The sequence below is a fragment of the Salinisphaera sp. RV14 genome (genome assembly GCF_052044135.1).
Taxonomy (GTDB): Bacteria; Pseudomonadota; Gammaproteobacteria; order Nevskiales; family Salinisphaeraceae; genus Salinisphaera.
Genome location: NZ_JBQDYF010000005.1, coordinates 33929 through 52438, shown reverse-complemented (window position 1 = coordinate 52438; position 18510 = coordinate 33929). Strand labels below are relative to the sequence as shown.

Below are 18510 nucleotides of genomic sequence, written 5' to 3'. Positions count from 1 at the left end.
TACCACGCTCCGGCCCCTCTCGTCATTTACCCGTTGTGTTTACCCCGAGTTGGGCCGGCTGGCGGCAGCCGTCGTTTCGATCCGGGACCGAACGGCAACGGATTGCGCCGTGCCATCGATGGAGCCGATCTGCCGGGCCTCCGATCCCGCGAGCATCACCCGCGCCGACTCGCCACCCGCCGAGCGGTGCGGGCATGACACCGATGGGGCCCGATGGCGACAGTCGTTTTATCGCGCCGGCTTCGGTACCGATCGTTGTCTGGATCATCTATAGTCAAACTGCCCGTAGACGAATTCGCTGCATGGGCCCCGGTCCTGTTTCGAAGATGTTCGAAGCCCGGAAGACATCGACGAAAACCGCCGACTGACCCGGAAACCGCTCGGTTACCCGTCGGTTGCCGTCAACAACAGGCCGTGTTGCCGCCACTCATCGTCACCCCCCCTCGACCTCTGCATTGCCCCCCTGGAGATCAGACCCCATGACAGGCGCATTACGCATCCGGCCACTGCTGACGGCCACCCATCGTTACGAAAAGACCGTATCCACGCGTGGACGCGGACGCGGGATCTACATCGATGCCCCCATCCTGGCTTATCTGATCGAAACGCCGAACGGCCGCATCCTGTTCGATGTCGGCTGTGACTATCACAAGATCGCGACGCCGGAACTGCGCGCGCGTTATCTGGAACCGATGCGGCCGACCTTCGAAGTGCCCGAGATGTCGCAGACCCAGCGCATCCCCGAGTATCTTCGCCGCCTCGATCTGACGGTAGCCGATATCGATCTGGTTTTCCTCAGCCATCTGCACTTCGACCATGCCGGCGGGCTGTGCGATGTGCCCGGCTGCGAGGTACATATTCATCACGAGGAAGTCGCGGCGGCGGACACCGGCGAGGTCAGCGGTATCTTCGCCGATGAAATCGCCGATCGCGACAACTGGCATATCCAGCCGACGGAATACTCGCCGGCCCCCGGCATCCAGGCCATCGAGACGCCGGGCCATACCGCTGGCCACATGTCCTTGTTCATCGAACTGCCCAAGGGGCCGCCGGTCATCCTGTGCGGGGACGCCGCGGATCTGATGGAAAACCTGGACGACGAGATCGCGCCCGGCTCCTGCTGGCAGGATCGCGAAACCCAGGCCGTCGACAGCATCCGACGGCTCAAGCGGCTGGCAACCCGCGAGGGCGCCGATCTCTGGCCCAATCACGACTTCGATTTCTATCGCACGCTGCCGCCCTTTCCGGGCTTCCGTGAATAATCCGGTCGACTGGCACCGGAATCTCGAGCTGCGAACCCCGTACGCCAACTGTCATTTTTCTCGGGCACCTGTCTCAAGGGCGCCGCATCGCACCGGCCATTCTCACCCGGCTCATGGTCCGGCGACGTTCGGCGCTTCACAGAGTTGTCCGATGCGCCACGGATGGGTCGAACGCTCGATGCGCCATCCCTCGGCCGCACGGCCGACGTAACTGATCTCGGTGGCCGCCCGCTCGGCAAGCGCTGCGGTCGACAGTTCGTCGGGTGATGCCAGAAGCTCGTGATCGGCGGCCAGCGGCGGGCGGGGCCGGATCAGGAACGCGTGCGCTCCCTGCTGCAACCAGACCGGGAGGCCGGTTTCGTCCAGACGGACTCTCTCGCTCGCGGCATCACCCGACGCCACCTTCTCCCAGCATTCAAGATAGCGGCCGTCCGGATGGCGTTCCTCGAGCAGACGGTCGGATAGAAACCGCATCGCGCCGATGTCCTTGTCCAGCCCCGGCGCCATATCCACCAGCCGGTGCCAGGTACAGAAACGGCCCTCGACGATGGTACGCCCGGCAAAGGCCGTCAGCCCGGCAATCCAGGCCAGCCGCGCACGATCACAGCCGGCGAGGCTATGGATGCCGGTAAAATCCGGGCTATCCACCGGTATCCGGAGATCGGCATGCCAGCAGGCCGTCTGCAGCCAATACACCGCGGTCGCCGTATCCTCCAGCAATGCACGGCCCGCGGCCGGCTCGACATAACGCCGCCGTCGCCACAGGCCCCGATAGCGCGCCGGGACCGCGCTCACGAAACGCCGCTACGGCGCGCGTAGCGGCCAGAGGTCGCCGTGCTCCCGCCACGCGCCTGGCGCGCCTGCCGAGGGTTGAAGATCCGGATGGCGCGAGCGTGGAGGTGCGCGCCGGCCTGCCGCGATTCACCGTTCGCTGCCCCATCCCGCGCGGCGCATGCAAACGCCTCCGCGCGGGCCTCGGGAGCGCCACTGAACAAATCGGCGATGCCGGCGATGGGAACGGTCGTGAAGCCGGCGAGTTGTCCGGAATTCATCAGCACGCCTCCTGCCCGGTCCGGGATGCCAGCCAGCCACGCCAACCGCCGTACGTTGTAATTTCGATGACATCACCCTGGGACGGCAGGGCCCCGGCGGCACAGATGAAACCGGTCACCGAGCGGCCGTCTACGAGTTCGATGCGGCCCAGACCGAGGGGCGCTGGAATACCGGCAAGGAAGCTGCCGAGGCTGGCCATGGGCAGCCGCCACAATTCGACGGCGATCGCACGGCCCGTCTCGGCATCCTCGATCAGCGCCGGGCGCGGCGGCCGGTCGGCGGTGAGCGCGAACAATCGATAACGGGGCGCGGTTTTGGTGATCGCCGTACGCTTGCCGCCGCGCTCCACCAACTGATGGTTCAGGGGCAACCCGTCGAGATGAGCGCCGCAAACCGCGATTTCGAGCGTGCCATCGCTCGCCGGCGACAACGCCGGCAGCGCCGGGCGCGCTCGGCCGGTCGCGCCGAGCGGCAGGGCCAGCCGAGCTTCCACCGCGCGTGCCAGGCTCAACAACGACAGATCGGCAAACGCCGGGCCGAACAGCGTCACCCCGCCCGGGCGCCCGTTGTCGCCGATCGCGACCGGCACGGCTAGTGCACTGTAATCGAGCAGGTTCATGAAATTGGTCCACGTACCGAGCTGGGTATTGATTGCCACCGGCTCGGCGGCCACCTCGGCCTTGCTCGGATGCGTCACGGTCGTCGGCGCCAGCATCACATCCACCGTGGCCAGCAGACGATCGGCCGCACGCTTGTACTCGGCCAGGCGATAACCGGCGTCGAAGACATCCAGCGCGCTCGGCGTCCGGCCGCCTTCGATAACCTGGCGAGTGACCGGATGCAACGCCTCGGGCTCGCGCTCGATCAGCGTTCGCACCGCGTGGTAGCGTTCGGCGACCCACGGCCCACCATAAAGCAGCTGTGCGGCCGCCAGCATCGGACTGCAGTCGATCTCGACCGGTTCGCCACCGAGCGCGCGCAGTTCACCGATCGCTGTCTCCATGCAGCGGGTATAAGCGGCATCGGTCTGCCATTGATCGCGCCGCGGCACGCCGAAATGAAATGACGCCGGCGCCTGACCATAGCGCTGTCCGGCGACGGCGAAATCGTGGTGGCGCGCCTCGGCGCAGTCGGCATCGAAGACCGCCGCAACATCGAGAATCGCCCCAGCATCGTCGGCGGTCAGCGCGAACAGACTGACGGTATCGATGCTACGACAGGCCGGCACCACGCCGCGATTGCTCAACAAGCCCACGGTCGGCTTCAGGCCGAACAGATTGTTGAAACAGGCCGGAACGCGACCGGAGCCGGCCGTGTCGGTACCCAGCGCAAAGCTGACCTGGCCGGCCGCGGTGGCCACCGCCGAACCGCTGCTGGAGCCGCCCGGGATATAGTCGGGATCGAAGGCATTGCCCGGCACGCCGTATTCGGCCGGGGCGCGCTCGCCGACCAGGCCGGTGGCAAACTGATCCAGATTGGTCTTGCCGAGCGGGATTGCGCCGGCCTCGATCAGCTGTTCGACGACGAAGGCATGCCGCTCGGGTACATAGGCAAATGCCGGGCAGCCAGCGGTGGTGGGAATACCAGCCAGATCGATATTGTCCTTGATCGCGAATGGCAGACCGTAGAGCGGCTTTGTCTCCGGCGATTCATCGTCGAGCGCGGCCAGATAGGGCTCGAGCTCATCGGCGCTCAACCGCCGAATCCAGGTCGGATCGGCGCCGCGCCCGGCGGCATCGGGCAGAAGCTCGGCCACCAGCGTTCTCGGCGTGAGTTCGCCGCTGCGATAGGCGGCATGCAGCGTATGCCGGGTCAGGTCACGTCCTTTCATGCCGAGGCCCCCGTGTTGGCGTCGAGAATCACCACCGGCTGGCCGGCAGTGACTGCCCCGCCCTCGGCGATCGGCAGACGCGCGATCCGACCGGGGCCGCGGGACACGATCTCAACTTCCATTTTCATCGATTCCACCAGGGCCACGACCTGGCCCTCGGCGACCTCGTCGCCCACCGCGACCTTGAGCTTCCACAAACTGCCCGCCACCGGGCTGTCGACGGCTGCTTCGTGGGCCGCCAGCTCGGCGGTTTCGCTGGTCTCCGGCACATGATCTTCGAAAGTGAACTGGCCGTTGGCCCGCCAGCGCGCCATTTCCTCGGCGAACGCGGCCTCGCGTTTTTCCTGGAAGGCCGTGATCGCTTCCTCGGTGCCGGCCAGATTGCGCTCGTACTCGGCCAGCGAGAAACGCACGGTTTCGGTCTCAAGATCGAAGCGCCCGTGCAGGAATTCGGTCCGGACCGCCATCAGCTCGTCGTGCGTCACTTCGTAGAACGACAGCTGATCGAAGAAGCGCAGCAGCCAGGGCTTGTCGAAATACCGGGTTTCGCGATAGCGATTCCACATCTGCAGGGTGCGGCCGACGAACTGATAGCCGCCCGGGCCTTCCATGCCGTACACGCAGAGATAAGCGCCGCCGATACCGACCGAGTTCTCGGCGGTCCAGGTCCGGGCCGGGTTGTATTTGGTGGTGACCAGGCGCTGGCGCGGATCCAGCGGGGTTGCGACCGGCGCGCCCAGGTAGACATCGCCCAGGCCCATGACCAGATAGCGGGCATTGAACAGGATGTCGCGGATCTCGGCCTCGCTGTCCAGGCCGTTGATGCGCCGGATGAAATCCAGGTTGCTCGGGCACCAGGGCGCATCCGGGCGCACGCTGCGCTGGTATTTCTCGATCGCCTCGTGACAGGCCGGATCGTCCCAGGACAGCGGCAGATGCACCAGCCGCGATTCCACTTCCAGATCCTCGACTTCGCGCAGCTCGCGCTCGGCGGCCTCGAGATGGGCCAGCAGCGCCGGCAGCGTCAGCCGATTGGGATCGTAGTGGATCTGCAGCGAACGGATGCCCGGCGTGAGTTCGGCCATGCCCTCGATCGGATGCGCCTGCAGCCAAAGCATCCAGGCGTGGGCCCGAAAACGCAGCGCGATATCCAGCGTCATCTCGCCGAATTCGATCAGCAGGAAATCGTCGCCGGCACGGCGGTAGACCAGCTTTTCGCCCGCGGTAGCGGCATCGAGTTTGCGCAGTATCGGCGTCCCGCGATCGACGACTCGCTTCGGCTCGGCCGTCGCGGCAAACGTCTCGATCACGGCGCGCTGGCGTGCCTCGAGCGCCCGGGCCGTCTCCAGCGAAACCGGCACGAACCGCACCGTATCGCCGGCGGCCAGTTGACCGAGTTTCCAGCGCTCGGCGCGCACGGTCGTGGCCGGGCAGACGAAGCCGCCGAGGGACGGCCCGTCGGGGCCGAGTATGACCGGCATGTCACCCGTGAAATCGAGGGTGCCAAAGGCGTAAGCATTGTCGTGGATGTTCGACGGGTGCAGGCCGGCCTCGCCGCCGGTCTCGCGCGCCCATTCCGGCCGCGGACCGATCAGACGGATACCGGTCCGGCTGGAATTGAAATGCACTTCCCAGTCATGGCCAAAAATCGTGTCGATATCGGCTTCGGTAAAGAAATCCGGCGCCCCGTGCGGGCCGTACAGCACGGCGATCTCCCAGTGCCGGGCGCCATCGCCGGCCGTGCCGAAGGCCGGGCGCAATTCGGGTTCGAGGCGACGAGCCGGCACCGGATCGACCGCCGTCAACGGCAGCGTATCGCCGGTACGCAGGGCACGCCCCGCGTGACCGCCGAACTGGCCGAGGGTGAAGGTGGCTCGCGAGCCGAGATAGCGCGGGCAGTCGATGCCACCGGCTATCAGCAGATTGCAGCGCGCCCCGCCTTGAACACGGCCGAGCGCGAGCGTGGCGCCGGCCGGTACATCGATCACCTGCCAGGCCTCGATTTCGACGTCGTCCAGGCGCGCCTCGATCGCCGCGCCGGCCAGCACGAGCTGGGTTGCCCGATTGAAGCGCAGGGTCGGCCCGGCGAGCGTGATCTCGAGCCCGGCGGCATCGGCTGGATTACCCAGCAGCCGATTGCCGAGCGCGAACGAGAAATCATCGAACGGCCCGGAAGGCGGCACGCCCACGTCCCAGTGGCCGAGCCGGCCGGGTATGTCCTGGATCGTGGTCAACGGGCCGGCGTCGAGCACCTCGAAGGTCGGCGGCGACCAGTCGAGAGCGGTCAACCAGCGGGTATGGATAGCCGCCTCGGCGAAGCGCGTATCGCGCAGCACATGCGCCAGCCAGCTGCGGTTGGTTTCGATGCCGTAGACCCGACTGGCTTCCAGCACCTCGGCCAGCCGTGCCCGCGCGCTGTCGCGGTCGGTGCGATGCACGATTACCTTGGCCAGCATCGGGTCGAACAACGGCGAGATTTCCAGCCCGGCCTCGATCGAATGATCGATGCGCAGATCGCTGGCCTCGGGAAACTCGACTTCCGTCAACAAGCCGGCGCTCGGCCGAAAATCATGATGCGGATCCTCGGCATACAGCCGGGCCTGGATGGCATGCCCGGTGGGCGTCAGATCGCGGGTCAGCGCGGCCAGATCGAGGGTCTCGCCAGCGCCGAGCCGCAGCATCCAGTCGACGATATCCACGCCCCAGACCGCTTCGGTGACGCCGTGCTCGACCTGCAGGCGGGTATTGACCTCGAGGAAAAAGAAGGCCTCGCGGGCCGCATCGTAGATGAATTCCACGGTGCCGGCGCTACGATAGTTCACCGACTCGCCGAGGGCGATGGCCGTGGCATGCAACTCGCGGCGTACCGTCTCACTCAGCGCCGGCGCCGGGCATTCCTCGATCACTTTCTGATTGCGACGCTGGGTGGAACAGTCGCGCTCGCCGAGGGCGATGACCGTGCCCTGCCCATCGCCGAAGATCTGGACTTCCAGATGCCGCGCCCGCGCGATATAGGCCTCGACGAATACCCCGGCATCGCCGAAATTGCGCTGCCCGAGGCCACGGACAGAGTCGAAGGCCTTTACCAGCCCGGCCTCGTCTTCGCAGACCTGCATGCCGATCCCGCCGCCTCCGGCCGTGGACTTGAGCATGACCGGATAGCCGACTCGGGCCGCTTCGCGTTGGGCTGTCTCGACATCGTCCAGCAGCCCCGAACCCGGCACCAGAGGCACGCCCGCGGCTTCGGCCAAGCGGCGCGCCTCGTGCTTGAGGCCGAAAGCGCGGACCTGCTCGGCTGTGGGGCCAAGGAAGACCAGACCCGCGGCCTCGCAGGCCGCAATGAAGTCTTCGTTTTCCGACAGAAAGCCATAGCCCGGATGGATCGCCTCGGCGCCGGCCTCGGCCGCGATGGCGAGCAGCTTGTCGCGGTCGAGATAGGTCTCAGCCGCGCTGCCCGCGCCGAGCGAATAGGCCTCGTCGGCGGCCTGCACGAACGGCGCATCGCGGTCGGCCTCGGCATAGACCGCGACCGAGCCGACGCCGGCCGCGCGCAGACTGCGCTGGATGCGGGTGGCGATGGCGCCGCGGTTGGCGATCAGAACTTTGTTGAACATGGCTCGATTTCGCTAGGCGCGGGTCGTCCCGCGGAAGTTCGCAACGCCATGAGTCGTCCCACGGCAGCTTTTCAATGGTCCGCAAATGAACGCGAAAAAGGCATCTATCCGCAGATTTCGCAGATTAAGGAAGAAAACACCATGTTTTTAATCTGTGAAAATCTGCGTAACCTGCAGATAAGATAATCTTTTCCTATTTGCGTTTAATGCGCGTTCATTGGCGGACTAGGTTGGTCTGTATTCGGATCAATCCCAGATCAACATTTCCAGCGGTGTGGGATTGAAACCGCTGCAAGGGTTGTTGAGCTGCGGGCAGTTGGAAATCAGCACCACCACATCCATGGCGGCGACCATTTCCACATACTTGCCGGGCCCGGAGATGCCGTCGTCGAAGTACAGCTCGCCATCGGCGGTCACCGGCACGTTCATGAAGAAATTGATGTTGTGCGCGATATCGCGTTTGTCGATGCCGTATTCCGGATGATTGGCGATGGCCAGCATCCAGTTGTCGCGACAGGAATGCATATGCCGTTTTTCCAGGTCGTAGCGGACCGTGTTCGATTCACTGGCACAGGCGCCGCCGAGCGTGTCGTGGCGTCCGACCGTATCGGCGGTGATGGTCAGCATCACGTTATTGAGAGTCGAGCGCAGTTCGCTGCCGGTGGTCAGATAGACTTGGCCCTGCTCGCGGAGCGTATCCATGCAGCTATAGCGCTCGGACGGATTGTCGGCATTGAAGAACAGCGTGTCGGCGGCTTCGTTGCCGTCGACATCGACGATGCGAATCGTCTGGCCGGCCTTGACCGGGCCGATGTAATGATCGCCGGCATCGATCAGATGGCGGGTAACGGCGTTTTCGACACGCCGGGCACTCGCGATGGTCATGATGAACTCCTCGAATCCTGTCTAGCGCGGGGCGCCGAGGTGATACAGGCGATTGTTGGCGAAACCGCGGGCGTTCTCGGCGCAATGCGCCCAACAGACATCGTTTTCGTCCGGCGGCGGCGCGGTGCCCAGCGCGATATCCACGCCGCGCCTGGGATAGTCGGCGCTGGGATCGAGCGGATGCGGGCAGGTATGCAGGGCCACCAGCATGTCCATCTCGAAACGCAGGGTGGCCGCGGCCCCGGCCGGACAATGATCGGGCACATAGCTCAGCCGCCCGGTATCGTCGGCCACCACCTTGGAGAACAGATTCAGATTGGCCGCCAGATCACGCGCGCCGAGGCCGTATTTGGCCAGTTCGATCAGGAAACTGTCGTGGCCGGTCTGGGTCCGGTCGTTGAGCGCGGCCTGAAAGCTGACCGGCTGCCAGCCCTTGGCCACCATGTGCCCGGCATTCAGATTGCCGCCGACGCTGTCGTGCCAGCCGAGATCGTCGGCGATGATCGAGGCAAAGATCCGGCCCATATCGGAATACAGGCAGTGGCCACGGGTCAGCTTGAAGGTGTGCTGGCACTTGAGGGTGTCCGGCAGGTTCAGCCGTTCCAGCAGGTTCTCCGGGTTGTACATCAACAACCCGACATTGGCGCCGGCCTCGGCGGCCGTCAGACGCATCGTGGTCCCGCGGCGCAGCCGCAGTGACCAGTGCTGGCCACCCGGCAGATGGGTTTCGTAATCGATGGTTTGGCTTGGCATCAGGTGTGGGCTCCTCGATTGGCATGGTTCAAAGCGGCGGGTGGCAGCCTCTGGCCCCAACCGGCCAGCACCGTCGCGCTATCGCGTACCCGGCCGAGAATCGGCCCCTCCGGGCCCTCGATCAGGCCCAGCGCCGCGGCATGAATGGACGCATCAGCCGCCGCGCAGGCATCGGCGACGGTCACGCATTCATAGCCGCGATCAATGGCCTCGCGCAGGGTCGAGTGCACGCAGATATCGGTGGTCACGCCGGTGACATACAGATGGGTCGTGCCCCGGGCTTGCAGCAACAGCTCGAGATCGGTCTGGTAGAAAGCGCCGTAGCCGGGTTTGTCGACGATCGGATCGCCGGCGGCCGGGGCCAGCTCGGGCACGACGGCATGCCCGGGCTCGCCGCGCACCAGATAGCGCCCGAGGTTTGCGCGCGCACCGATCGCCGCCCCACAAGCCGCGCTGCGTGCGAGCTTCGCCGGATGACAGTCGGTCAGATCCGGGCGATGGCCCTCCCGGGTGTAGATCACGGCGATGTCATGCTCGCGTGCGGCCGCGATCAATCGGGCGATCGGATCGATCGGCTGCCTCAGCAGCGCGATATCCAGCCCGCAGGCGACCGCATAGCCGCCGGCCTCGCAGAAATCGCGCTGCATATCGATGACGAGTAGTGCTCGACTCATGGCGATTCGGCGATCGACCGATCAGCGGGACAGCGATTGCACGATGCCCGGATCGATCGTGTCCGCGATCTTCGGCGCCGCCTCGATCTGCTTCTTGCGCAGCAGAACCTGGCTGATGACCTTGCCGCTGACATAGAACGACTGGCTGCTGGAGCCCGGAGCGAAGGTCGCCGGCATCTGGTCCAGTGGCAGGTTCTTCACGCCCTTGAGCTGGGCGGCCACCTGATCGGTATCGAGCCGCAGCTGCTTGCCGATGATGGCCGCGGCGTCCTGCGGGTGCGACTGCATGAAATCCAGGCCCTTGAGGTAAGCCCGGATCACGGCCTTGATCTGATCGCGATGCGCCGCGATGTAGCTTTTCTTGAACACCAGCACATCGGTGATCAGGCCCGGGGCCTGATGCGAGGAATACAGCACGTGGAAGCCCTTGCCGTGGTCGACGATACGCGACACGCTGGGCTCGTAGGTCACGCCGACCTTGATCGAGCCGCCGAGCATGGCGCTGGGTACATCGTCGGGCGTCATCGATACGGGCTGGATATCGCCCGGCTTCAACCCGTTCTGTTCGAGCGCGTAGTCGAGCAGGAACGCAGACGGTGACAGCGGATTGAAGGCCACCTTCTGGCCCTTGAGCTGTGCGATCTTCGTGATCGACCGGGCCGCGACGATGGCATCGGCGCCGTCCGAGTAGTCGATCGGCATCACGACCTGCAGCGTGCGGCCTTTCGCGTCGGCATTGATGACCTGGTCGTAGGTCAGCGTCGCGCTGTCCACCGCGCCTCCCGCCACAGCCGAAGGCATGGTGGCATTATCGCTGAAGGTGACGAGTTGAACCGGCACCCCCTCGGCCTTGAAATAGCCCTTGGCATCGGCCACGTAGAGCGGCCCGTAGCCGATCCAGTTGACCACGCCAAGCTTGAGCGGTTGCGCCGCCAGCACCGGTCCGGCCAGTGACACGGCGACCAGTGTGAGGATGGCGATAAGGCCGCAACGAGCACGGCACGATGGGTTCCGTTTCATGATCGATCTCCAGTTCTCAAGACAGGGCCGCGTTGAACGGCCGGATACGCAAACAGGGCAATTCGAAACACGTGGGACGTCGCGGATCAGCGGGCGCCGCGGCCTTGCATACGGCGGCCGAGCGCGGTCATGCGCTCGATCAGTTTGTGGTCGGCCTCCATGCCGGAAGTCGCCCGGATCCGCTCGGTCAGCTGCCCCTTGACCTGGGTGAATTCCGGATCGAGCTTGAGCGCCGGCTCGCGCTCACGGCCCCAGGCCATGTCATGGATACCGTCGATCCGGCCGGGATGCGGCGCCAGCACGACCACCCGATCGCCCAGATAGGCGGCTTCTTCTACATCGTGGGTAACGAACATCACGGTGGTCGGCTCCACGGCGAACAGCTGCAGGATCAGGTCGTGCATGACCTCGCGGGTCTGGGCATCCAGCGCGCCGAAGGGCTCGTCCATGAGCAGCACCCGCGGACGTGACAACAGCGCGCGGGCGATCGCCACGCGTTGCTGCATCCCGCCGGAGAGTTGATTGGGATAATGATCGCGACGGTCGTCCAGCCCCATCATCTCGATCAGCGCATAGGCGCGATCCACCAGCCCCGAGAGCTCGCTTTCGGTTTCGATCGCCCGCATGTTGGCGCCGAGTTCCAGCGAAAACATCACGTTCTGCTTGACCGTGAGCCAGGGAAACAGCGTGTAGTGCTGAAACACCATGCCGCGATCGGCCCCCGGCTGATCGACCACTCGATCGCCCAGCCGGATGACGCCGCCCTGGGCATGCTCGAGCCCGGCCACCAGGCGCAGCAGGGTCGATTTGCCGCAGCCCGAGGCCCCGATCACGGTGACGAACTCGCCCGGCTCGACGCGCAGCGAAATATCGTCGAGCACGGTCTGCATGCCGCCGTGGCCGTCGGGGTAGCGTTTCTCCACGGATTCGATGTGCAGTACTTGATCGCTCATCTCGGATTCCTTCGGATGCGTGGGCGCGTTCAGTGCAGCCAGGGGAACAGCCGCCGGTGCAGCTGACGGAAGAACAGGTCGAACAGCAGGCCGATTACGCCGATGATCAGAATCCCGGCGAAGATGGTGGCGGTGTTCATGAACCTTTGGGCCTGCAGGATCGCGTACCCCAGCCCCTTGTTCGCCGCCACCATTTCGGCCACCACCAGATAGGTCCAGGCCCAGCCCATGTTCACGCGCAGGATGTTGATCAGCGGCGGCAGGCTGCCGCGCCAGATCACCAGTCGCAGTGCCTCGCCCCGGGTTGCCCCCAGCGTGTACGAGGCTTCAAGCCAGCTGCCGGGCACCTGCCGGACCACGTCCGCCACCATCACGATGATCTGGAAGAAGACACCGATGAAGATGATCGCGATCTTCGAGCCTTCACCAATGCCGACCCAGAGAATCATCAGCGGAATGAAGGCGGCCGCCGGCATGTAGCGCACGAAATCGTTGATCGGCTGGAAGAAGCCTTCCACGGCCTTGAACGAGCCGATGAACACGCCGAGCGGCACCCCCAGACAGGCGGCCAGTACGAAACCGCTCGTTACCCGAAGGATGCTGGCCCAGGTGTCCTGCGCGAGCGAACCGTGCGCCCAGGCCCAGGCCTGCTCGACCACGTCTGCCGGCGTCGGCAGGAACATGCTGTCGATCAGGCCGCTGCGCGACAGCAGTTCCCATACCACCAGCGGCACCACGAAACCCAGTATCGACAACGTGACGTACAGCTTGCGCGGAATCGACTGTTGCAGCCGGAGCCGCGGGCGACGGCGAACCGCCGGCCGCGCCCCGGCCGCTGTCACCGCGCGATCCCCTGCAAAAGGCTTGTCGGTGCCGGCATGCGCTGCCGGCGCCTGGGCAACCGCCTCGCTCTTCATGGCATTCAGTCCTGCGAGGCGATGGCCTGATTGACCACGCTCGCATCGATGAATGAAGCCGGATTAGGCTGTTTGGCCAGCTTGCCGGACTTCATCAGGAACGCCGCGGTATCCCGGGTGCTGGTATACAGCGACTCCGGGGCATCGCTTTCATGCATGGCCGTCTGATTGAGTCTTTCGCCGAAGAAACGAGTGCCCTTGAGCGACAACTCGTATTCCTTGGGCTTCAGATCGACATGCGGCGCCATGATCGCGGCGGCTTCTTGCGGATGCGTCTTGATGAACCGGACGACCGCGAACCAGGCCTGGGCGATGGCCTTGTATTGCTCGGGATTGGCCTTGAGGGACTTCTGCTGTGCCACCAGCAAGTCCGGAATGAGACCCGGGGCCGACGCGCTGGTGAACAAGGCATGCCCCTTGCCGTGCTGCTGGATGCGGTTGATCCAGGGGTTCCACACACCGGCTGCCGAGACCCGCCCGGCCATCAGCGCCGAGGCCGCACTGCCGGTGGTCATGCTCACGATATTGCTGTCGTCGATGTTCAGCCCTTGCCGCTTGAACGCGGTATAGGCCAGATAGTTCTCGATCGAATAACGCTCGAAGGCGACGGTCTTGCCCTTGAGCTGCTTGAGACTCGTGATGCCGGGCTTGGCCATGAACGCATCGTTGCCGGCGGAGTTGTCGGTCACCAGCACGACCTTGAGCGGGGCGCCCTTCTCGATCGGCGCGAGCGTGTCGATCAGCGCTTGGCTGTTGGCGTCCAGCTTGTCGGCGGCCAGCGCCTGGACCGAATCGATGTACGACGGAAACCAGACCAGCTTCACGTTGGCGCCGTACTTCTTGAAATAGCCTTTCTGCTCGGCGATATACCAGGCCACCCAGCCCGGCCAGTCGCTGATGCCGATGGTGATCGGCCCCTTGGCCATCGCCGGCGCGGCGACCTGCAGACCGATACCGAGGGTCAGGACGATCAGCATGTACCTGAATAGTTTTCTCATCATGCGCTCCTGGGAAAGAAGACAGTCGTGACAGTTTCGAAAAAAGAGGGATCAGCCCGCGCGCCGGATCGGTCCGTGCTCAATCCGCGCATGGCGACTCCCGGGTCCGGGAGCGGGCGGCGACGTAGTCGCTCGATACGTGGGCGACCGACAGAACATGCCGGCGCACGGCCTCGGCGGCTCGCTCGGCATCCCCCGCGGAGATCGCCGCAACAATCTCGCTGTGTTCGGCGAAGGAATGCGCCGGCCGTCGCGCGACCCGAAACTGGGTATGACGAAAAGGCGCCAGTCGGGCGCGGGTCGACAGCGTCAACTCGATCAAATAATCGCTTTTCGAGCCTTGATAGATGAACGAGTGGAACTCGTCGTTGAAGGCAGCGTATTCGTCCGAGCGCGTGGCTATCCGCAAATCGCGCGAGCCTTCATGCATCGCACTCAACTGGTGGCGTTCGGCGAGCGTCATGCGCTGCGCACTCAATCGTGCACAACACGCTTCCAATTCCGCCATGGCTTCGAACATGGCGAGCAGGCCGCTCTGCGATATCTGTGCGGTGATCACACCGCGGTGGGGCCGGCTTTCAGCCAACCCCATGGCACAGAGCTGACTCAGCGCTTCCCGAACCGGCGTTCGCGACACCGAGAAACGGCGCGCGATGTGCTGGGCCGGCAGCCGGCTGCCCGGCGGCCATTGGCCCGACACGATTTCTTCCGACAACACCGCCACCATGTCGTCCACCGCCTGACCGGTCCGCAGGGACCGACTCGGCGACAGGTTTTCGTCCGAATGCGATGACGACATGGGGCAAGAGGCGCAAATTCAATCGTGCTGAATTGCATGCACACGGCGTGCCACACGGCTGATAACGGTCACAGGGACGATAAAACCGCCAATCTTGCGGCATTTGCGCCGAATTGGGGCGCCGCCAGATTGCATGCACTTTGTCGAAGCGCAGTCCGCTGGCATGGCCGGCCATTCCGGAGAAGCCGTCAGGGGGTGATGTCTGCAGAGCAGGCAACGGCTCCGCGGCCGGGACACAGGGCGCGGCTACTCGACCCCATTCAAGCCGTGGAACGGGATCCCGCAGCCGCCGCCGACAGAATCAAACAATCGTGCCTTGCCTCGATTCGTGGAGGGGGCGCCTGGCCGTCAAAACGCCGATAACGGCCTATCCATGCCGCGCCGGCTGTGTGTCTACGGCCGGGTGCGCCACCGGACGGTGCATGCGACCGTCACTCGCCGACGATTACATTGTTTATTGCTTCACAGGCCATCATGTCCGGCCAATGAGCGCGTCGGGTTAGAGACTGGCGAGGCGTCGCTCGAACTCGGCCTGGTCGATCAATTCGATCAGACGGTTGACATTGGCCCGATCCATCGGCGCGCCGTCGACCAGGCTTCTCGGGGCCTCGCGAATCTCGGTAGCGGAAAACAGCGTGGCCTCGAAGCGGTGCTCGCCGGCAACGAAGCGGAATGCCGGGTAGAACCGATGCCCCTCGGCGAACCGATAACGACGTTCGGCGATCTCGAAGGGAATGCCCCGCCCTTGCAGAAACAGGTCGAAGCTTTCCGAATGTTCGGCGAAAACATGCAGCTGGATGTCCGAATGGGCGTTTGCCAGCCCGGACAAGACATCGCCCACCAGTCGCGGCTTGAAATCGGCCAGAAGCCGCATGGCCGACAACGCCGCGCGCCGCATGTCGGCCAGCTCGGCGGGCTGGTCCTCGGCGGAGAACAGGCGCTGATGCTCGGCCAGCGCGGCCTCGATCTCGCTGTTCTTGGGCAGAATCGACTGGCGAACGTCGATCCCCATCTGATGGGCCGCCTTGTGCTTGGCGACGCGGAAGTCGCGAATGCCCTGTTCGGCCATCAGACGGGCGGCCACCTGCGCCAACTGCTGACGCTGCGCGGCTTGCTTGCGGGCACTGGCCATGATCGCCTCCAAATGAATCGACGAAGGCGGCGACATCGCTCGATAGGGTCGCCGTCTTCGATCAGAACAGCTGCTGAACTTCGTTGCTCGAATCGTGCTTGCCCGAATGACGGGCCTCCTCCACGGTCGGTGCGTGGCCCTTGCGGAAGATCTCCGGAATGCCGCCGCCGTTGAGTGCGCGCTGGCCGGTCTGGGGATTGATCTGCACGGTTTCAATATCGTCGGGCCTGGGCGGGATCGCCTCGGGCTTGCCCGCCAGCACCGTGCCCATGAAATCGGTCCACATCGGCAGCGCCGCGTGCGCCCCGGTTTCGGCATGGCCCATCGGCGTGAGCTTGTCGAAGCCGACCCAGGTCACGGTCACGAGATTGGCATTGAAGCCCGAGAACCAGGCATCGATCTGCTTGTTGGTGGTGCCGGTCTTGCCGGAGAGGTCCTTGCGGCCGAGCTTGAGCGCGCCGCGACCGGTGCCGTGCCGGATCACGTCCCGCATCATGTCGCCGATGATATAGGCGTTGTCGGCCGGGATGACCCGCGGCGCCAGCCGCGATGCGTCATCGGCCCCGGTGGTCTGATCCAGCGCCGGGCAATGGTCGACACTGTCGCAGGCGACCTTCGGCTTGGCCTGGAAGACGACCTGGCCCCGCCCGTCGGTGATCTGGCTGATGTAGTGCGGCTTGACCCGGAAGCCCTCGTTGGCGAACACCGAGAAACCGCCGGCCATCTGCAGCGGCGAGAAGGTCGCGCTGCCGAGCGCGAGCGACAGGTTGTGCGGCATCTGGTCGGCCGGCAGGCCGAACTTGCTGATGTAGTCGATGGCCGTGCTCACGCCGATGCGGCGCAGCACGCGGATCGAGACCAGGTTCAGCGAATGCACCAGACCTTCGCGGAGCCGTGTGGGCCCGTGAATCGTCTTGGAGTAGTTGTTCGGGCGCCACGAGTCATCGACCCCCGAGCCCTGATACACCACGGGCGCATCGTTGACGATCGTCGCCGCGGTAAAACCGTTGGCCAGCGCGGCGGAATACAGGAACGGCTTGAACGACGAGCCCGGCTGGCGCCGCGCCTGCACCGCGCGATTGAATTTCGACAGCCCGAAGTCGAAGCCACCGACCAGCGCCTCGACACCACCGGTGTGGGGGTTCATCGCCACCAGGGCGCCCTGGACGTTGGGAATCTCGGCCAGCGTCCACTGCTTGTCCTTATCCTTCGAGCCGGTATACGCCAGACGCACCACATCGCCTTTTTTGACCAGCGTACTCGCGGCCTTGTGCCCATGCAGCCACGGAATCTGGTCGGCGCCGATGCTGACCTTGCCGTACTGGTCGGTGATCAGGCGGATCCGCTGGCCGTCGGTGGACAGGACCACCGCCGGAATCAGCCCGCCGCGCGTGACCATATTGTCGAGCGCATCCTGCAGTGCTTTCGGATCATCCACGGTGGAAGCATCCAGCGTCTTTTCCGGGCCGTGCCAGGCATGACGCGCATCGTAGGCCAGCAGATCCTTGCGCAAGGCGTGGTCGGCCGCCTGCTGGCGCTTGCTGCGGATGGTCGTGGTCACGCTGTAGCCGCCGGTGTAGGCCTTGTCGCCGTAGCGCGCCACCATGTCCTGGCGCACCATCTCGGCCACGTAGCGCGCCTCGTAGCGCATCGGGTTCTTCTCACCGCTGCCTTCGCCGGCGGTGACCGGTGCATTCCGGGCCCGCTTCCAGGCCGCGGCATCGATGAAACCGAGGGCGTGCATACGCCGCAGGACATAATCGCGGCGCTCCTTGGCCCGCTTGGGATTGGCAATCGGGTTGAACGCCGAGGGCGCTTTCGGCAGACCGGCCAACATGGCCTGCTGCGACAGATTGAGCTTGTCCAGCGGCTTGTTGTAGTAAACCTGTGCCGCCGCGCCAATGCCGTAAGCGCGCTCGCCGAGATAGATCTTGTTGAGATACAACTCCATGATCTGCTTCTTGGTCAGCTTCGACTCGATCCGCAACGCCAGAATCATCTCCTTGATCTTACGGGTGTAGGTCTTGGCATCGGAAAGATACAGATTGCGGGCGAGCTGCATGGTGATGGTCGAGCCGCCCTGGGTCTTGCGGCCGGTCGTGATCAGATGGATCACCGCGCGCATCATGCCCTGATAGTCGATCCCCGGGTGTTGCCAGAAGCGATCGTCCTCGGCGGCGACGAAGGCGTTCACCTGCTGGCTGGGGATCTGGTCGTAGGTCACCGGCTTGCGGCGCTCGGTGCCGTATTCGCCAATCAGTTTGTGGTCGGCGGTATAGACCCGTAGCGGCTCATTGAACTGGGCCTGGCCGATATCACCGGCATCGGGCAGCTGCGGGCCGAAATACAGATACACCCCCGCAACCACACAGACCGCCAGCGTAATCGCCGACAGCAGCCCGGCCAGCAGCACTATGACGACGCGGACGCCGCGTGATCTTTTCTTCATCGAGTCGCCAACCTACGGGCACTTCCAGCACATCGAACTGCGCATCATACCGGCCGGACGCGACGGCTGTCGCACACAGCGACCGCCGAACCCGACACTCTGGCGCACGGTATCCGGCGGCCACGGCTGACGCCACCCCGCGAGCCGGCGCCGCGCCCAGGCATCGGTCG

General features: G+C 64.9%; 15 protein-coding genes. 1 reads left to right on the top strand and 14 read right to left on the bottom strand.

Translation table 11 applies throughout. The annotated features are described in order from the left end of the window. Positions 1–479 precede the first annotated feature (479 nt). Entirely contained in the window at positions 480–1262 is a 783-nt protein-coding gene (locus ACS8Y6_RS07015) for an N-acyl homoserine lactonase family protein (RefSeq protein ID WP_440850013.1), read from the top strand. Between the two features lie 111 nt (positions 1263–1373). On the opposite strand, the gene ACS8Y6_RS07010 is transcribed toward ACS8Y6_RS07015, so the two are convergent. The 14 genes from ACS8Y6_RS07010 to ACS8Y6_RS06945 all read right to left on the bottom strand — a co-directional run bounded on the left by ACS8Y6_RS07010 (position 1374) and on the right by ACS8Y6_RS06945 (position 18340). Continuing rightward, a complete protein-coding gene (locus tag ACS8Y6_RS07010; RefSeq protein WP_440850012.1) occupies positions 1374–2057 on the bottom strand; it encodes a hypothetical protein in 684 nt (227 codons plus the stop codon). Next, entirely contained in the window at positions 2054–2314 is a 261-nt protein-coding gene (locus ACS8Y6_RS07005) for a hypothetical protein (RefSeq protein WP_440850011.1), read from the bottom strand. Before ACS8Y6_RS07005 ends, ACS8Y6_RS07010 begins: the two co-directional genes overlap by 4 nt. Then, positions 2314–4146, bottom strand: coding sequence for an allophanate hydrolase (gene atzF / locus ACS8Y6_RS07000; RefSeq protein WP_440850010.1), 1833 nt, complete (start codon positions 4144–4146; stop codon positions 2314–2316). Before atzF ends, ACS8Y6_RS07005 begins: the two co-directional genes overlap by 1 nt. Further along, a complete protein-coding gene (gene uca / locus ACS8Y6_RS06995) occupies positions 4143–7760 on the bottom strand; it encodes an urea carboxylase (RefSeq protein WP_440855274.1) in 3618 nt (1205 codons plus the stop codon). The genes atzF and uca overlap by 4 nt, the downstream gene beginning before the upstream one ends. 246 nt (positions 7761–8006) lie before the next feature. After that, entirely contained in the window at positions 8007–8645 is a 639-nt protein-coding gene (locus tag ACS8Y6_RS06990) for an urea amidolyase associated protein UAAP2 (RefSeq protein WP_440850008.1), read from the bottom strand. Between the two features lie 21 nt (positions 8646–8666). After that, a complete protein-coding gene (locus tag ACS8Y6_RS06985; RefSeq protein WP_440855273.1) occupies positions 8667–9398 on the bottom strand; it encodes an urea amidolyase associated protein UAAP1 in 732 nt (243 codons plus the stop codon). Next, positions 9398–10072 carry a cysteine hydrolase family protein gene (locus ACS8Y6_RS06980; RefSeq protein WP_440850006.1) on the bottom strand — a complete coding sequence of 225 codons (675 nt, stop codon included), beginning with the start codon at positions 10070–10072 and terminating at the stop codon, positions 9398–9400. The genes ACS8Y6_RS06985 and ACS8Y6_RS06980 overlap by 1 nt, the downstream gene beginning before the upstream one ends. A 21-nt stretch (positions 10073–10093) precedes the next feature. Continuing rightward, positions 10094–11092, bottom strand: a complete 999-nt coding sequence (locus ACS8Y6_RS06975) for an ABC transporter substrate-binding protein (protein ID WP_440850005.1) — start codon at positions 11090–11092, stop codon at positions 10094–10096. A gap of 86 nt (positions 11093–11178) precedes the next feature. Continuing rightward, on the bottom strand, positions 11179–12045 hold the full coding sequence (locus tag ACS8Y6_RS06970; protein WP_440850004.1) for an ABC transporter ATP-binding protein: 867 nt from the start codon (positions 12043–12045) through the stop codon (positions 11179–11181). Between the two features lie 29 nt (positions 12046–12074). Then, entirely contained in the window at positions 12075–12962 is an 888-nt protein-coding gene (locus tag ACS8Y6_RS06965) for an ABC transporter permease (RefSeq protein WP_440850003.1), read from the bottom strand. Between the two features lie 5 nt (positions 12963–12967). Further along, complete coding sequence (locus ACS8Y6_RS06960; protein ID WP_440850002.1) at positions 12968–13960, bottom strand: ABC transporter substrate-binding protein; 993 nt, start codon at positions 13958–13960, stop codon at positions 12968–12970. Between the two features lie 79 nt (positions 13961–14039). Continuing rightward, positions 14040–14759 carry a GntR family transcriptional regulator gene (locus tag ACS8Y6_RS06955; RefSeq protein WP_440850001.1) on the bottom strand — a complete coding sequence of 240 codons (720 nt, stop codon included), beginning with the start codon at positions 14757–14759 and terminating at the stop codon, positions 14040–14042. Positions 14760–15258: 499 nt separating this feature from the next. After that, positions 15259–15891 (bottom strand): hypothetical protein, encoded by a 633-nt coding sequence (locus ACS8Y6_RS06950; protein WP_440850000.1) that lies wholly within the window; start codon positions 15889–15891, stop codon positions 15259–15261. Positions 15892–15952: 61 nt separating this feature from the next. Next, positions 15953–18340 carry a penicillin-binding protein 1A gene (locus tag ACS8Y6_RS06945; protein WP_440849999.1) on the bottom strand — a complete coding sequence of 796 codons (2388 nt, stop codon included), beginning with the start codon at positions 18338–18340 and terminating at the stop codon, positions 15953–15955. Positions 18341–18510: the final 170 nt, after the last annotated feature.